At 44.9% G+C, this 15,830-nt stretch carries 14 protein-coding genes; 6 read left to right on the top strand and 8 right to left on the bottom strand.

Features of this window, described 5'->3' with window-relative positions:
• Complete coding sequence (locus AC6H1S_RS18015) at positions 1-1,194, top strand: efflux RND transporter periplasmic adaptor subunit (RefSeq protein ID WP_497564505.1); 1,194 nt, start codon at positions 1-3, stop codon at positions 1,192-1,194.
• Between the two features lie 149 nt (positions 1,195-1,343).
• Here AC6H1S_RS18015 and AC6H1S_RS18010 read toward each other — a convergent pair whose 3' ends face one another.
• From AC6H1S_RS18010 to AC6H1S_RS18000, 3 genes are all read right to left on the bottom strand, one after another.
• Positions 1,344-2,060 (bottom strand): LytR/AlgR family response regulator transcription factor, encoded by a 717-nt coding sequence (locus AC6H1S_RS18010; protein ID WP_199140056.1) that lies wholly within the window; start codon positions 2,058-2,060, stop codon positions 1,344-1,346.
• Positions 2,029-3,135: a sensor histidine kinase gene (locus tag AC6H1S_RS18005; RefSeq protein ID WP_497564504.1), complete on the bottom strand. Its 1,107-nt coding sequence runs from the start codon at positions 3,133-3,135 to the stop codon at positions 2,029-2,031. The genes AC6H1S_RS18010 and AC6H1S_RS18005 overlap by 32 nt, the downstream gene beginning before the upstream one ends.
• A 90-nt stretch (positions 3,136-3,225) precedes the next feature.
• The gene (locus AC6H1S_RS18000; RefSeq protein ID WP_497564503.1) at positions 3,226-4,314 is read right to left on the bottom strand and encodes a sensor histidine kinase; all 1,089 of its coding nucleotides are present in this window, start codon (positions 4,312-4,314) and stop codon (positions 3,226-3,228) included.
• A gap of 200 nt (positions 4,315-4,514) precedes the next feature.
• Between AC6H1S_RS18000 and AC6H1S_RS17995 the strand changes: the two genes are divergently transcribed.
• Positions 4,515-6,881, top strand: a complete 2,367-nt coding sequence (locus tag AC6H1S_RS17995) for a TonB-dependent receptor (RefSeq protein WP_497564502.1) — start codon at positions 4,515-4,517, stop codon at positions 6,879-6,881.
• A gap of 116 nt (positions 6,882-6,997) precedes the next feature.
• Here AC6H1S_RS17995 and AC6H1S_RS17990 read toward each other — a convergent pair whose 3' ends face one another.
• Complete coding sequence (locus tag AC6H1S_RS17990) at positions 6,998-8,611, bottom strand: discoidin domain-containing protein (protein ID WP_497564501.1); 1,614 nt, start codon at positions 8,609-8,611, stop codon at positions 6,998-7,000.
• Positions 8,612-9,205: 594 nt separating this feature from the next.
• Here AC6H1S_RS17990 and AC6H1S_RS17985 point away from each other — a divergent pair.
• Positions 9,206-9,379: a DUF6496 domain-containing protein gene (locus AC6H1S_RS17985; RefSeq protein ID WP_199139645.1), complete on the top strand. Its 174-nt coding sequence runs from the start codon at positions 9,206-9,208 to the stop codon at positions 9,377-9,379.
• 82 nt (positions 9,380-9,461) lie between these two features.
• Here the strand turns inward: AC6H1S_RS17985 and AC6H1S_RS17980 are convergent, their stop codons facing one another.
• From AC6H1S_RS17980 to AC6H1S_RS17970, 3 genes are all read right to left on the bottom strand, one after another.
• A complete protein-coding gene (locus AC6H1S_RS17980) occupies positions 9,462-9,791 on the bottom strand; it encodes a four-helix bundle copper-binding protein (RefSeq protein WP_497564500.1) in 330 nt (109 codons plus the stop codon).
• A 94-nt stretch (positions 9,792-9,885) separates the two neighbouring features.
• The gene (locus tag AC6H1S_RS17975; protein ID WP_199139650.1) at positions 9,886-10,044 is read right to left on the bottom strand and encodes a hypothetical protein; all 159 of its coding nucleotides are present in this window, start codon (positions 10,042-10,044) and stop codon (positions 9,886-9,888) included.
• Between the two features lie 116 nt (positions 10,045-10,160).
• Entirely contained in the window at positions 10,161-10,661 is a 501-nt protein-coding gene (locus AC6H1S_RS17970) for a DUF1579 family protein (RefSeq protein ID WP_199139652.1), read from the bottom strand.
• Between the two features lie 52 nt (positions 10,662-10,713).
• On the opposite strand from AC6H1S_RS17970, the gene AC6H1S_RS17965 reads away from it, so the two are divergent.
• From AC6H1S_RS17965 to AC6H1S_RS17955, 3 genes are all read left to right on the top strand, one after another.
• The gene (locus AC6H1S_RS17965; protein WP_199139654.1) at positions 10,714-11,328 is read left to right on the top strand and encodes a hypothetical protein; all 615 of its coding nucleotides are present in this window, start codon (positions 10,714-10,716) and stop codon (positions 11,326-11,328) included.
• Between the two features lie 93 nt (positions 11,329-11,421).
• Positions 11,422-11,985 (top strand): thiamine pyrophosphokinase, encoded by a 564-nt coding sequence (locus tag AC6H1S_RS17960; protein ID WP_497564499.1) that lies wholly within the window; start codon positions 11,422-11,424, stop codon positions 11,983-11,985.
• The gene (locus AC6H1S_RS17955; RefSeq protein WP_199139658.1) at positions 11,982-12,476 is read left to right on the top strand and encodes a GNAT family N-acetyltransferase; all 495 of its coding nucleotides are present in this window, start codon (positions 11,982-11,984) and stop codon (positions 12,474-12,476) included. The genes AC6H1S_RS17960 and AC6H1S_RS17955 overlap by 4 nt, the downstream gene beginning before the upstream one ends.
• On the opposite strand, the gene AC6H1S_RS17950 is transcribed toward AC6H1S_RS17955, so the two are convergent.
• Positions 12,473-15,784, bottom strand: a complete 3,312-nt coding sequence (locus AC6H1S_RS17950) for a S41 family peptidase (RefSeq protein WP_497564498.1) — start codon at positions 15,782-15,784, stop codon at positions 12,473-12,475. The genes AC6H1S_RS17955 and AC6H1S_RS17950 overlap by 4 nt on opposite strands.
• Positions 15,785-15,830: the final 46 nt, after the last annotated feature.

The following is a 15,830-nucleotide window of genomic DNA, read 5'->3' as shown; positions in this document are numbered from 1 at the left end:
ATGCAAACCCAAAAATATAAACAGCTCATTTACCTGGCATTGCTAAGCGCAGGCCTGTTGGTGTCATGCACCGGCAAACAACCCGAAAAAGAAACCAATGCAGCTCCGGCCGAAGAAAAAAAAGAGGCCTTGGCGCTTAGCCCCGAACAGTTGAAGGCGGTAGGCATTGAAATTGGCCCGCTTGAACAGCACAACCTTAGTGCAGTAGTAAAAGCCAATGGCCAATTGGCAGTTCCGCCACAAAACCAGGCCGATGTAAGCGTGCTGTATGGCGGGATCATCAGCCGTATTTACGTGCTCGAGGGCCAACAGGTAAAGCAAGGCCAAGTGTTGGCGATGGTTAAAAATCAGGACCTGATCAAGCTGCAACAAGATTACCTGGCCAGCAAAAATAGTTTTGCCTATGTGCAGGCCGAATACGATCGCCAAAAACAGCTGAATGATGCCGGAGCCGGAACGGGCAAATCCTTTCAGTCGGCCACAGCCACCTTTAATGCCGAATCGGCCAGGTTGAAAGCCTACGAAAGCCAGCTGCTGCAGCTGGGCATTTCGCCAGCCAAGATTTCGAGTGGCCATATCGTTTCACAGTTTCCGGTTTCATCGCCTATTAACGGTACCGTTGGACAGATTACCGCCAATACAGGTGCTTTTGTACAACCCGGCACTTCAATTATGGAAGTGGTAGACAATGCTAAAATCCATTGCGACCTTACTGTATTCGAAAAAGACCTGATGGCTGTAAAAATTGGGCAACAAGTTAACTTTCAGCTCACCAACCAAAACAACCAAGTGATTACCGGAACCATCAATGGCATCAACAAATCATTCGAAAACGAAAGCAAGGGCGTAATTGTACATGCGGTAATCCAAAATCCGCAACATCAGAACCTGATTCCGGGCATGTATGTTACCGCCTTGATTAACGTGGGTACGCAAAAAGACTGGGCCGTGCCGGTCACCGCCTTGGTACGTGCGGGTGGCCGAGCCTATATTTTTGTGGTTGAAGAACATGCCGATGGCCAAAAGCACAACGACTATCAGTTTAAGAAAGTGGAAGTATCTACAGGGGTGAGCGAACTGGGCTTTACCCAAATCAAACCGCTAACCGAACTGCCGGCCAAAACAAAGGTGGTAACCAAAGGCGCCTTCTACCTCGAATCGAAAATTGCCGGCGGTGGCGAAGAAGAGGAGTAGCTACTGGTGGCTTTCAGTTCTAGGTTGGCAGTTGCGAATGGCGAACCAAAAACGTCATGGTGATGTGCATCGTGAAGAAGCCAGCTCATAAGAAAAATCATCGTGCTAAATCGAGATAGATTGCTTCGTCTGTCCTCGCAATGGCGGATCTAGACCGGGTTCTTCAAAACCTTGAACACATACGCTTTGTAATTGGTGCCAATGGGGATTTCCTTGGCGCCAATTTCAACATCGTGGGGCGTAAAGGCTGTAATTTTTTGAAGATTGACAATAAAAGAACGGTGTATGCGCAAAAAGCCTTTGCCCTGTAATTCGATTTCTATATCGCTGATTTTGTATTTGGCATTGATTTGTTGCGCAGTACAATGGATGATAATGTAGTCCTTAAAGCTTTCTACATAAAGGACATCATTGGTCAGTATCTTCCTGAATTTGTTGCCTGTTTTGATGTAAATGAAATCCTCCATTGCCAATGGAGGAGCTTGTAATGATAGCAACGGCAAGGATTTGAGCCTCAGGTAGCGGTCTATGGCCTTGAAAAAACGATCAAAAGTGATGGGTTTCAATAAGTAGTCGACAATGTCGAGATCATAGCCTTCTACCGCATACTCGCGATAGGCTGTGGTGATGATAACCGCCGGGGGATTTTTTAGCGTTTTCAAAAAATCGATTCCTGTAAGCTGTGGCATCTTAATATCAAGAAACAACAGGTCTACTGGTTTTGTGCGCAAAAATTCGAGTGCTTTGATGGCATTGCCACAAGCACCGGCCACTTCAAAGCTGTCTAGCAGCGCCATGTGGTTTTTGAGCAGCTCGATGGCCAAAGGCTCATCGTCAACCAATAGGCATTGTATTTTTGAGGTCATTGTGGTTCAGGTTTATGGTGAGCAACACTACGAATATATCGTCATTTGCGGAGATATTAAGCGCGTAGTTTTTTCCATAGATGAGGTCGAGTTGTTTTTTGATGTTATCCAGTCCTATCCTTTCGGCTTTTGAGCTGTTTGGTTGCGGTGCAAAAGAATTGGCAACCACAAACCTAAAGCAGTTGTGTTCCAGTTCGAGCGTTATATCAATGCTCGGGTTGCCAATGTCTTCTCCAGCTCCGTGTTTAAAGGCATTTTCTGTTAGCGATAACAAAATGAGGGGCGCAATTGGCACATCTTGATCAATTTGATGTTTAAAATTTACCTTCAGCCGGTCGTTGTAGCGAAGCTTTTCCAAGCCTATATAGTTGTTTAACAAAGCAATTTCGGTAGAAACAGGTACATAAGTATGATTGCAACGGTAAAGGATATGATCGAGGATTTCAGCAAGCTCAGCTATAGACTTGGATGTAACCGGCGAACCCAGCATTGAAAGCGAATAAATGTTGTTGAGCGTATTGAACAAAAAGTGTGGATTAAGCTGTGTTTTGAGTGCGCGGAGTTCGGTTTCTGCCTTTTCCTTTTCAAGAAGGAGGGTTTTTTGTTGCGCAAGGTATTGCTCTTTCACCAATTTGCAAAAGCCGAAAATACAGGCAATGGTAAAGTTGTGTATAAAATACTCTTCGATAAGCCAAGGAATATCAGTCAGGATTTCTCCTATTGATTCCTGTTCAAATGGTGGTTTTCTTACCAAAGGCTCCAGCAAATAAATACCCGTAGTCCTGGTAAATGCCGCTATGACATAGCTTCCCGCCAAAAAATAAAGCACCACAAAGACATAGTTCCTGCCGGTCATCAATTTGGGAATGATGAGATAGGCTATAAAATAGGCCAACAGCATATAGTAAAAAATGCGGAAGGTGCTTTTGATCAGCTCCGACTTTAAAGATTCGTGGAGCTGATAAGCAGGGTCGAAACCGGTTAGGGTTAGGACAAACACCACTAGCCAAAATAAAAAATGACTCGCTATGCGGTGTCTGCCGCTCCAATATACTAAGCTTTCGAACAATGACATAGGCCAAATATAAGGTTAGTGAAAGTAGGTGTTTAAAAATCGGATAAATAAGCAACAAGAGACGTTTTATTAAGCAGGCTAATCGGCAACTCAGGTTTGGCCATGTGCCTCAAGGTCTATTTTTAGCAATACCGTAAATAAGTCGTCGATGGTACAAATATGCAACACATAGTGCCGGCCGTAAATCAGGTCGAGTTGTTTGCGAATGTTATTGAGACCGATTCTTTCGTCTGATATACTGGTATGGTTTTCCGTAAAAGTATTGGCAATCAAAAATTTGAACTGGCGCTTTTCGATTTCGAGCGAGATTTTAATGCTCGGGTTGCCGATGTCTTCTCCTGCACCATGTTTAAAGGCATTTTCTGTTAAGGCCAGCAAAATTAAGGGAGCTATGGCCAGATCTTGGTCTATATGGTGCCTAAAGTCTACCTCCAGCCTGTCATGGTAGCGGAGTTTTTCAAGCCCGATGTAATTGTGCAACAGGCTAATTTCGGTAGAAACCGGCACATAAGTTTCATTGCATCGGTTAATAACATGGTCTAGAATTTCAGCAAGCTCGGCAATGGATTTGGGTGTAAATGGCGAACCGATTATCGACAGCGAATAGATGTTGTTGAGCGTATTGAAGAGAAAATGTGGATTGAGCTGGGCCTTTAATCCGTGTAGCTCTGTTTCAGTTTGCTGCTTTTGGAGCAACAGGGTTTGCTGTTGCGCCATGTATTGGTCTTTAAGCAGTTTAAAGAAACCAAATATCCAGGCCACAGAAAAAAAATGGATAAAATAATGCTGGATCAGCCAAGGAATGTCGGTAAGGATCTCAGCAATCGACTCCTGCTCAAAAGGGGGGAGCCTGACAATTGGCTCCAAAACGTGAACCATAAGGATACGCATCAGCACTGAAATGAAATAGCTGCCAATTAAGAAAAATACAAGCGCGCGCAGGTATCTTTTTGGGGTAAATAATTGTGGTATAATTAAATAAGCCACAAAATAAGAGCCCAACATGTAATAAAAAACAAAGAATACTGCTTTGATAAGGTCTGAACTGAGGTTGTTCTTTTCATTGTTAGCCGCATCAAATTGGCTTAAGGTAATGATAAACACGACAAGCCAAAAAATAAAATGGCAGGCTATTCGGTGCCTATTGCTCCAACGTACGGCTTTTTCAAACATTGACATTAGGCTCAAAGATAAGAATCGCTGTAACGCCATACGGGCATTGAGGCCAAATACCTCAAAAAAACTGCTCAATAGGTTAAAAACATCGACGAATGGGTTTGGTCAGTACTCATTGGCTATCAAGGTGCTGAAACGGACTTTCCATAGGTGGTTTATTTGCTACATGGGGTAATTCGACACTTTTGGACAAAAAGCCCCAAATGATGAAAATAATAAAAGTAATGCTCGTATACCTGCTGTGTGTGTACGCTTTGCCCAGCATTGGTCAACAGCCTCGAATGTTTAACGTCAGTGGCAACGTAGTAGAACAGCAAAACAAACAACCCTTGGCGAATACCGGAGTGGCCTTGCTCGATCCGTTGAACGGTAACATAATAAAAAGCACGCTAACCGATGGCAATGGCAACTTTAAGCTGAGCTTTGAGCCTGGCAGGTACACGCTGAAAATAGAATTTATTTCTTTTAAGCCCTACATCTTGGGCAACCTGTTGTTGGATAAAGACATCAACTTAGGCACGGTACTTTTAATGGAAGACGTGAAGCTGCTCAAGGCGGTAAGCGTGGTTGGAGAAAAATCTAGTGTCGAACTTAACCTAGACAAAAAGGTATTTAACGTTGGTCAAGATCTGGTTTCAAAAGGTGGAACCGCCACCGATATCCTCAACAATGTACCGTCGGTAAGCGTAGATGCCAACGGGGCTGTAAGCTTGCGGGGTAACAGTGGCGTGCGCGTACTCATTAATGGCAAGCCCTCAACGCTGCTCAATAACAACGGCTTGGCTCAGTTGTCAGCTGGCGATATCGAAAAGGTAGAAGTAATCACCAATCCGTCAGCACGCTATGAGGCACAGGGCGGAGCAGGCATTATTAATATTGTGCTCAAGAAAAACAAGGCTACAGGTTTAAATGGCGCTCTGCAGGCTACGGCAGGCGATCCGGCCAACTATGCCGGAAACCTGAACATGAGCTACAAAACCGAAAAATTCAACCTGTTTGCCAATATGGGTTACCGCTACCGCAACCAATATGGCGATGGTCGTATTGTGCAAACTACGCTGTCTAATGGACAAACCAATCAGTTGCGCCAAGTTTGGGGAATAGGCCGGAATGACGACCTTTACAACGTTTACTTGGGCATAGACTATTATATTAACGAGAAAAATACCCTAACCGGCAGCTATAACCACGGCCTGCTTAAAAACAAGGATACAACAAGTTTCAATTATGGTTACTTTAACGGAAACAATGTATTGGATAGTGCCATTAATCGTTATGAGCATTACAGTGAGCCCCAAAAATACAACAGGCTAGACTTGGATTATGTGAAAACCTTCAGCCAAAAAGACCGCAAATGGACCACGAGTTTACGCTATGATTTTTGGAACGATGATGAAAATCAAGACATCCGTCAGCAAAAATATTTTCCGGCAGGTAATCCTATTTCGCAGCTGTTTACCCGTGATATTGAGAGCAGTGATGATATTTATATTCAAAGCGATTATGTAACGGGCTTGGGCAAGGCTGGCCGATTTGAAGCTGGGGTAAGAACCGACCTTCGTGCCGTTAGAAGTGATTATTGGTCTAAAGAAGATGGCGTATTGCTCGAGGCCTTTACCAACAAGCTCAAGTACGACGAAAACTTGTACAGTGGCTACCTGCAATATGGAAACACAGCCAGTCGGCTCAGTTACTTATTGGGCTTCAGAGCCGAATTATCGGATATTGGCATTTCCGACAGCAAACAGACCTTTAAAAGAAACAAAACCTACCTCAGTCTATTTCCAACGGTGCACCTCACTTACAATCTTAAAGAAAATGCAGACCTGCAGTTGAGCTACAGTCGGCGCATCGAACGGCCAAGCTTCTACATGCTGAACACTTTTTCGGGATTATCCGACACGAGAAACCTGACTACGGGTAATCCAGATCTCGATCCTTCTTTTACCGATTCGTTTGAGCTGGCCTTTTTAAGAAAATGGGGCAAGTTTACCCTTAACCCATCGGTTTATTTTTTGCACAATAAAAACTATATCCAATATATTTTAAAGCAAGGTGAGGAAGGGTTTATCAATACGCCCGCCAACCTCGACTATGAAAACCGCTACGGCCTTGAATTAAATATAATGTACAATCCGCTGGCCTGGTGGCGGCTTTCCTGGGATTTCAACTATTATGGCTATCGGCAACACGGAAGCTACGAGGGTATAGACTATAGCAAGAATAACCAAACCTGGACTACGCGTATCAATTCTAGGATGCGCTTTGCCAAAAACCTGAACATAGAGGCCACGCTAAACTACATAGGCCGAAACGAAGATATCCAAGCGGTGAACCAAAGCCAGTACAGGGTAAATGCTGCACTAAGCAAAGATTTTTTTAAAGAGAAAATGTCGGTCACCTTAAGTGCTAATAATATCTTCGATTCCTTTATTGAGAAGCAGTTATTTACGACGGCAAACTATCGACGCGAAACCACATTCAGGCCTGTTGGCCGATCGGTTCAAGCTACGTTAACCTACAGGTTTAACCGCACCAAGAATGAAAAAGATCGCCTTCCCGACGAATAAAGGAAGGTTAAAAACAGCCCCACTCCGGTTTCGGATGGGGCTGTATCAATTAACTTATAACGAGTAAGAAGCGCTCAATACAAATAGGGACGATTATTTATTGATGGAGTTTGGTTTCAATATAAACCCAGCTCGGCCAGGGCCGCAAACTGCAGTCCGTCTTGTGCCGAGTTGGCAATTACTTTTAAATACCTGAACGTTTTGGCACTGCCGAAATCGAAGTACTGAGGACCATTTACGTTTTGCGCCACATAATTGTTTACCGAGGTAAAGGTGCTGCCGTTTGTGCTGGTTAAGACTTCAAAATTCTTGATGGCTCTGCTTAAGCCGCTTCGTTGGGTTAAACTCAGGCCGCTTGCGGTTTTAGAAGCGCCAAGATCGATAACCACGTAATGCGGATAAGAAGTAGCGGAAGTGGTCCAGCGCGAATGCCAATAGGTGCTGGCGTTGCCGTCAATCAGCCTGGCCGCCCTGCCATTGGTTGCTCCTTCGCCACTGGTTTCTTCAGAGCTGAAAGCATAAATGCTCCAGCCAGTTTTGCTCAACTCATTTTTGGTGCTGAAATTCAATACCGGAACGCCGCCAGCAAAAGTATAGGCATAAATCTGTTCCGTAACAGTGCCGTTGTCGTGTACCAGTTTTACCTTCAGTTCGTAAGGAATGCCGTCGGCTTTCTCTACCAGATCGTTGATAGGCATAACCACATTAAAACTATCGGTTCCAATTTTTTTCGATTCCCAGGTAATGGCATTATAATCATGGTTAACACCCGTTCCTTCGTTGTTTACGTTGGGGTCGTTGTAGTACAGAATACTAGTTACATTACCCGTTGAGGTAAATTTGCCCGATACCACAATGGCGGCCAACGAAGCAGAATAGCTGGCGTATATTTTGTTGATATTCGAAGTAACCGATCCGTAGTAAGTATTGCTGTTGTTGTTAAATACCTGGTTGGTATTGAGGATAGCCGCATCGGCTGCGGTTAAAAAAGTAGGGCTTTTGCCTAGAGTTCCATTGCCTGCCCACATGAGGGCCATGCCCAATGCGGCATCGGTAGTGGCTCTTTGACGGTTATGCGGCAGGTTGAGGCCATGGCCAAGTTCGTGTACCATGCCCCCAAACCAAACGCTGAAACGATTGCCCACTGCATCGGTTTTACCCAGGTTGGCGATGTCCATTTCTTCATAATCCAAGGCATAGCACCACCTGCCCGTACCATAAAACGGACCGCCACTTGGGGTGCCGTTCGAGCCAATAGAATAGCGTGGAATAATAATTAAAGTATGGTCGCTGGTTTTATCAGTCGGATGTGCCGCAAAATAGGCATTTACTTCGCTGGCCACTGCCCCAGATCCACCTGAATATGGATAGCTGCTTTTAGGCAGGCTGCCTCTAATGGTTATGATTTTTACACCGCCGTTGCCATCATCGGCCAGGCCAAAAGTTTTGTTGCCATAACCGTTTCGGTTCATTTCCTGTTTGTACCAGTCTTGGGTCCAAAGCAAAAGATCGCTCAGCCTTTTTCTGTAGCCAGCTAAGGTATCGAGGTCGTTAGGCACGAAATAAACAATGTTTACATTCCGTGTTTGGGTTACAATGTTGGCCACAGCCGATTTGTTGTTAATGGTAAAGGTCTTTGTCGCCGTTTCTGGTGTTTCTGCCTTCTTGCAGGAAAAGACAAAGAGGGAAGCGCAAAAAACGCCAGCTAACAATAGGTTGATTTTTTTCATAAGATAAAATTTAGGGTTTAGGTTATCGTGTTTAGCATATTTGTTAGATCATACTGCTGTAGCCCAGCCTCTTTTCAACCTTTGCTTACCTTATTGTATCGTTAAAAAAAGATACTTTATTTGCCATGCTTTACCTCTTTCCAAATTTTTGGCAAAAATCCTTGCTTCAGAAAATAGATTTGTTTACCCTTTTCTAACAATTAAGTTACAGACAAAACCAAAGAATGGTATAGCTTAAAACCGCGCAAACGTTTGTCTGGTTCCTGCCTAAAGAAACGTATGGACAAAGCCATCAAACAGCCTTATACTACCAATCAGGTAGTTTTAATAGATTGTAAATTTGGGCTTTGCGTTTTTTGACAGCACAAACGTTTGATAAGCAACGATTTAGAGGTTTATTGCAAAATTGATTGGCTGACGCTACCTCTAAACCCTTGAATAAACAGAGAATTGCCAACCGAAAGCTTTTCAAACCAAAGCTCTAAAACGTAACCATTTAGGTTGTATGGATCTTCAAAACCTTTAGCCAGAGTGGCTGTTTTACAAGTATCTCTATCTACAAAACACCTGATTTGTTTACTTCATATTAAGATCATGACAAAGTATTCGGAAAAAGCTAGCGAAAAAGTAGAAAAAGCTATGCACGAAAGAAAGGAAGGCACACTTAAAAGTGGCTCGGGCAAAAAAGTAACCGCTAAAAAACAGGCCATTGCCATTGGCTTATCGGAAGCCCGCAAAGCAGGCGCAAAAGTGCCTAAAAAGAAATAGCCATGAAAAGCCTGGGGTTAAGAGCGTTTTTTGGAACGCTCTTTTAGTGCCTGATTTTTTTGTTAATGCTAAAATGGCCGTATTAAGCAGCCATTTTTTTGCATTCCGTTGCACAGGCTTTGCATAGCTTGGCACATTCCTGACAATGTTCGGTATGGTGTTTTCCGCATTCTTTGGCGCAGGCCTCGCAAAGCTCGGCACAAATGGCACAAAGCTGCTGGGCGTGTTGGCTCCCCATGCTCATGAGCTGGGCGGCGGCATAGCAGATACTGGCGCACTGCATATCCAATTCGATACATTTGGCCATCATTTTTACATCGGGTTCTTGCGTGCACGAGCTGGCACAGTGGTTACATACGGCGGCACAGGCCAAACAGGCATCTATGCACGATTTCCATTCATGATATCCCATAATTTTTTGCTGTTGTTGTCAGTATAACAACATTTAGAAACGGTGGATGTTTCTGTTTTTTGGAAATGGCTAAACGTGGCTTTAATCCAAAGAACTAATTTACTTTAGTTTTTGGTGTCGGTTCTTTTTTGAAGCGGTCGGCCGGCATGCTGGTTTTCAAAAACAAGACAAAGCCTACGCCAGCCAAAGCAATCAGTACAGCAATAATGGTCAGCCAAGAGACTGGCCTTTTGGGAGATTGAGGTGTTGTCATCGGCACAAAAATAGCTTAAATAAGCATTTGGGCAAAACACCACGGACTTTATTGCCAATACTCATCTTCCTGGTGCCTTTGCTCGCCCTTTTGTGGCTGCTTGTCGGAGTTGGCAGCTAAGATTTGATGCGGTGGTAAATTGTTTCGGTGGCCTTGGCTTCCTCGCCCTGTGGCGAAATATTGAAGGCCCTGATGATAAACTGGTCCGAATTGATGATTTCGAGCTCGGTGCGCCAGCCCCAAAGCTCGGCCACACCTGGCCAACCATACTGGCCTGTTACCGAAAACCCAAAACTGGTTTCATGCCCTGTTGATTGTAATATGCCCGTACCCATATGGAAAGTATCAACCCAGCTACACTGGCATTTGGCATTTTGGAGGTCGTAGCCCCAAAGCATTTTGCCTTCGAAAGGTTTTCCGTTAATGCGGCCAACGTATTCGTAGCTTAGAAAACGGCCGTCCATAATCAGGTTCATTCGGCCCCGCATCGGCGATTCGTCGGCCAATACGTCTTTTTCAAACCAGGTGCGTGTTTGCCCATCCCAGCTGCCTACCAGGCCCGCCAGCCTCAGGTGTGGTCCGCTTTGCTTAGAAGTTTCGAAATTAATTGTGCTCATACTTACTAAAATACGGATTTTAAGTAAATTTACATTGACGAAAATATTAAATATGAAAATCAGAATCCTTCCTATATTGTTGTATGTGCTTGGCTTGTTGGCGTGTAGTCCTTCGCCCAAAAAAGAGGAGCCGGCCGTCAAAGAAGAGCCACAAACCTATACCAATGCCACCATTGGCTGGACCATGGCCATACCACAGGGCTTTAAACTGGTTAGCCAAACCAAAATCAAGGAAAGAGAGGAAAAGGGAAAAGAAGCATTAGGCAAGGTATATGATGGCGATATGAGCACCGACAGTTTGCAACATTTGCTGAATTTCCAGAAAAACCAGCTCAACATTTTTGGCTCTACCCTAGAAAAGTATACCGAAAAATACCCCGGCGAGTACCTGAAAAACAACGAGCAGCTTAAAAAACTGCTTTACGATACTTATACGAAGCAAAAGATCAAAGTTGATACGTCTTCGGCTACAGAAAATATCCAAGGCCACCGGTTCCATGTCTTCAACATCAAAATTTACGGGCCAAGTGGCGCCCCGCTCATGAACCAGGTTTTGTATGGCACCCTCATTAAGGGCTACGATTTCGGAATAAACATTAATTACGATAACGAAACCGATAAAAAACTGATCCTCGATGCTTTTAGGCAATCGAAGTTTGAGCAATAGGAAACACACTGCCAGCAAAGTATTTAACCGGCGTTAAAGTTAAATTTCGCAAGTATTACCAATTGAAACTTGGTAAGTTATTATCTTAGCCACATGTCGTCACATCATATTGTAAGAGAGAAACAGGAACCTGCGCTTTACATCCATAGCCTGGGCAATTTTAACGAAGAGTACCTGGGCCAGCTGCTGGAGTGGAGCCCGACGGTAATTGTTGCAGCCAGTGAATACGAAAAAGTCATTTCGCTGGGCCTGAAAATAGATGTGGTTATTGGCCATGCCAAGCCAGAACAAACGCAGGAAAATACCAAATGGCTCAACCTGGCCCAAAACGATTTGGCTACGGTAACCCAATACCTGGTACAGGAGGAATATCCGGCGGTCAACATCATCAGTCAGGAAAGCAAGTTCGACGACCTGGTCGATTGGCTGCCCCGCATCAACGTGGTGCTGTTTACCGAAACCACCAAGAGCTACCCTATTAAACAGGGCTTCAGCATCTGGAAGCCTGCCGGCACTGTTTTTAAGATCGACATCATCAATTATTTCGAAACAGATAACCTGAAGCAGGCAGACAATGGCGATTTTGTGGTAATTAAAGACGGTTTTGTAAGTTTTGTTTTTACAACCGATTACATGTTTTTAAGCGAATTATTATGATTTATCTGAGAAAGGCAAAAGAAGAAGATATAGCCATTATTACCCAGTTGGCCGAAGAAATATGGCCTCAAACCTATAGCGAATATATTAGCGAGGATCAGTTGCGCTACATGTTGGACCTCATGTACAACAAGGGTGAGCTGTTGGGCCAGTTGCGAAAAGGGCATATCTTTTTAATTGCCACCGAGGGCAGCAAGGATGTAGGCTTTGCGGGCTTTTCGCTGGTTAATCCAGAAGAATATGTCTACAAGCTGCACAAGCTCTACGTGCTGCCCGAAATGCACGGTAAAGGCGTAGGCAAGCTGTTGATTAACGAAGTGGCCGATATTGCCAAAAAGAACCATGGCAAAGCGTTGCAACTGAACGTAAATCGCAACAATAAAGCCAAGGATTTTTACGAAAGGGCTGGTTTCCATATCAAAGAAACCGTTGACCTTGATATCGGCAACGGTTTCTATATGAATGATTACGTAATGGAGAAAGCGCTTTAGTGTCCTCTAATCGGATCTTTAGGCTTAGCTACATTTGGGTATTTATAGGTTTTCATTTCCTCTTGCAACAGCTTGATGGTTTTTTCCAGTTGTGGGTCTCTGCCCTCCAACAGGTCTTTCGGCGTTTGCTCTACAAAAACATCGGGTGCTACACCTTCGTTTTCGATGATCCATTTGCCATTGATGTCGTAGATACCAAAGTTTGGCGAGGTAATGCGGCCACCATCCAATAAGCCCGGATAGCCGCTAATGCCTACCAAAATACCCATGGTGGTACGCCCTACCAATTTGCCCAGGCCTTTAAACCTGAACATGTAAGGCATCATATCGCCACCAGAACCAGCATTTTCGTTAATCAACATGGCTTTTGGCCCGAAAATTCCATTGCCTGGCGTGGTGAAGCTTTTACCATCCCTGATGGCCCAATAACTGATGAGGTCGCGGCTTAACAGGTCGATCACGTAGTCGGCAACCGAGCCGCCACCGTTGTTACGCTCGTCAATCAGCAAGGCTTTTTTATCCATTTGCGAGAAATAGTATCGGTTAAAGTTGGCATAGCCTTCGGCTCCGGTATTTGGCATGTAAACGTAGGCAATTTGGCCATTGCTCATTTGGTCAACACGTTTCCTGTTTCTTTCTGTCCATTCGGTTTTGCGGAGGTCCATTTCGGCGGCGGCGGTAATTGGTACCACTACCACCTCTCTGGCGCCCGTTAGGCTTGGCTTGCTGTTAACCTTAATGGCCACTTGTTTGCCTGCCCTGAAATCGAAAAGGCTGTAGATTGAAGTTTCGGCGGTTAAAGGAACGCCGTCAATGGCTACAATGTAGTCGCCTTCGTTAATATTCAGTCCTGGTTCGGCCAATGGGGCTTTAAAAGTAGGGTTCCAATCTAAACGGTTAAAAATCTTGCTGATTTTGTAAAAGCCGTTTTCGATTTGGTAATCGGCACCCAGCATCCCTACCGAAACCGATGGCGCACTAGGCTCATCGCCTGGATAGATGTAGTTGTGGCCAACCACCATCTCGCCCATCATTTCGTTAAACAGGTAAGCCAAATCAGATCTGTGGTTTACGTAGGGCAAGAATTTTTCGTATTTCTTTTTCATGGCGGGCCAATCGGCGCCGTGCATGTTTTCGGCATAGAAATATTCTTTTTCCATTTGCCACACTTCGTTAAACATCTGTTTCCATTCTGCAACAGGATCAACAAAAACTTTGACGCCGTCGGTTTTGATTTTCCCTGCCTCTGACGAAGCAGGTTTCTGTGCAGCCGGAACCACGTAGTAATTGCCACGAGAAGTGTACATCATCGATTTGCCATCGGCACTAACGGTTACTCCAAAAACACCTTGTATTAAGCTGGTGGATTCCATTTTGGCCAAATTCAGGGTGCTTAATTCGCCATTGCGGATAAATAATAACTGCCCCTCAACGCCACCATCGATGCTTGACAGGCCATTGGCCGGAATTGGCAGGGCGATGATGCGGTTGCTCAAGTCGTCTAAATCAATCTCGGTAGCTTTTGCCGCCTCTGCAGGCTTAGCCGGTGTTGCCGCTGGTGTGGTTGGCTTGTCTTTGGCATTCTTGTCGCCCTTTTGAGGTTCCTCTTTTTTAGGCTCTTCCTTTTTCGGGGCATCATCGGCTTTTATCGTTTCTTCGTCGCTTTCTGTTTTGTACAACGAAGGCGTTTTCTTAGATAAAATCAAGGCATAGGCATTGTAGTTTGGCGAACGCTCGTAAGCCGACATGTGCAGGCCACTGTTGGTTAAGCCCACATTGGTGCTGGCCAAAAAGAACAGGTATTTGCCGTCTTTGCTAAATGTTGGGCCAACCGCATTGCTCATGCCATCGGTTACCTGGGTGTGCGTTTGTTTTTCGAGGTTATAAATGAAAACAGCGCTCACCGTATTGGGCAAAGTAGCTACATAAGAAATCCATTTCGAATCTGGCGACCAGGCCGGTTGCAACGTATTGTAGGTTCTGTTGGTGGTAGAAGCTAGCTTGTCCTGTTTCACCAAAACCGGCTTGCGGGTATTGATGTCGATATAGTACAGATTCAAATGGCTATCGCCGTAAAACAGTTTCTTGCTGTCTGGCGACCAAGTAGGCTGGAAATAGAAATGCGAATCGCCCAAGTCGATGTATTCTGGAGCGCCTTTGGTCGCTTGGTTAAGCAACACCAATTGGTATTTTCCGTTTTTGTCTGACAGGTACGAAACGTATTTCCCGTCAGGCGACCAACCCGGATATTTCTCATAACTGCCAGGCGAGTTAGATAGGTTTCTGGCATCGCCTTTTTCTTTAGGCACCGAAAAAATCTCGCCACGGCTTTCGAACAAAGCCCGCACGCCTTTTGGCGATACCTCGAAATTGCGGATATCGTTGGCCATGTCAACATAATGGGTACGTTTGTAAGGTGCGTCGGCCTGTATGCTGATGCTCACCGCGCTTACCTTGTTGGTGTTCGGGTCGAGCAAATTAATGCGGCCGGCCTGTTCAAAGGCCAAAGCACCGTCGCCAGCAACCAACGATTTGATGTCGTAATCCTTGTAGTTGGTTATTTTGTCGACTTTTTTGGTTTTAGTGTCGTAGCTGTACAGGTTAAGGGTCAGGTCTTTGTCGCTTAAGAAATAAACTTTGTTGCCCAGCCATTGCGGTTTTACGTTGTTGGCACCTGCGCCGGGTACGATTTCGATGTCGTTGGTTTTGGTGTCGAAAATCCAAACCTGTGGCATGCCTCCTCCACGGTAGCGTTTAAAGGCCACATTGGCACGGTCGGTAGGATCGGTATTTTTAATGTAGGCCCAATAGCGCTTATCGGCTGATGGCGATCCTTGAACGGCTTCGGGCATTGGCAAGGGCTTTTCGTCTTTGCCGTTCACGTTGATGCTGTGCATGCGCGAAGTAAGCGCATATTGGTAATCGCGGGTTGAGGTAAAATAAACCTCATTGTTGTTGAGCCAGCCCCTTACCAAATCGGCGTTTGGATGATAGGTTATTCTTTTGGGCTCGCCGCCATTAATGGAAATGGTGTAGATGTCGATGTTGCCATCGTAGTTGCCGGTAAAGGCAATCTGCTTGCCATCGGGCGAGAATACCGGACTTTGTTCAACCGCCGGATTAATGGTAAGCCTGCGCGGGTTGCTGCCATCCCTATTGGCTATCCAAATGTCGCCACCATAAACAAAGGCCAAATTATTGGCACTTACGGCAGGGCTTCGGAGCAACAAGGTTTCTGATTGTTGGGCAAATGACGAAACGGATAGCAAAGCTCCGCCAATAAATGCACCAAGAGTTTTGATGTTCATGTTTAAATAGATTGTTTTAGTTGAGGTCTTACAAACATAATGCACA

Source organism: Pedobacter sp. TM02, assembly GCF_059705275.1.
This window is presented reverse-complemented; position numbering and strand designations above follow the sequence as displayed.

Coding starts and splice junctions, on each gene's coding strand:
- AC6H1S_RS18010 (WP_199140056.1), bottom strand. CDS start 2,060: ATGACCTCAAAAATACAATGCCTATTGGTTGACGATGAGCCTTTGGCC.
- AC6H1S_RS17960 (WP_497564499.1), top strand. CDS start 11,422: ATGTCGTCACATCATATTGTAAGAGAGAAACAGGAACCTGCGCTTTAC.
- AC6H1S_RS18000 (WP_497564503.1), bottom strand. CDS start 4,314: ATGTCAATGTTTGAAAAAGCCGTACGTTGGAGCAATAGGCACCGAATA.
- AC6H1S_RS17955 (WP_199139658.1), top strand. CDS start 11,982: ATGATTTATCTGAGAAAGGCAAAAGAAGAAGATATAGCCATTATTACC.
- AC6H1S_RS17990 (WP_497564501.1), bottom strand. CDS start 8,611: ATGAAAAAAATCAACCTATTGTTAGCTGGCGTTTTTTGCGCTTCCCTC.
- AC6H1S_RS17985 (WP_199139645.1), top strand. CDS start 9,206: ATGACAAAGTATTCGGAAAAAGCTAGCGAAAAAGTAGAAAAAGCTATG.
- AC6H1S_RS17965 (WP_199139654.1), top strand. CDS start 10,714: ATGAAAATCAGAATCCTTCCTATATTGTTGTATGTGCTTGGCTTGTTG.
- AC6H1S_RS18005 (WP_497564504.1), bottom strand. CDS start 3,135: ATGTCATTGTTCGAAAGCTTAGTATATTGGAGCGGCAGACACCGCATA.
- AC6H1S_RS17995 (WP_497564502.1), top strand. CDS start 4,515: ATGATGAAAATAATAAAAGTAATGCTCGTATACCTGCTGTGTGTGTAC.
- AC6H1S_RS18015 (WP_497564505.1), top strand. CDS start 1: ATGCAAACCCAAAAATATAAACAGCTCATTTACCTGGCATTGCTAAGC.
- AC6H1S_RS17970 (WP_199139652.1), bottom strand. CDS start 10,661: ATGAGCACAATTAATTTCGAAACTTCTAAGCAAAGCGGACCACACCTG.
- AC6H1S_RS17980 (WP_497564500.1), bottom strand. CDS start 9,791: ATGGGATATCATGAATGGAAATCGTGCATAGATGCCTGTTTGGCCTGT.
- AC6H1S_RS17975 (WP_199139650.1), bottom strand. CDS start 10,044: ATGACAACACCTCAATCTCCCAAAAGGCCAGTCTCTTGGCTGACCATT.
- AC6H1S_RS17950 (WP_497564498.1), bottom strand. CDS start 15,784: ATGAACATCAAAACTCTTGGTGCATTTATTGGCGGAGCTTTGCTATCC.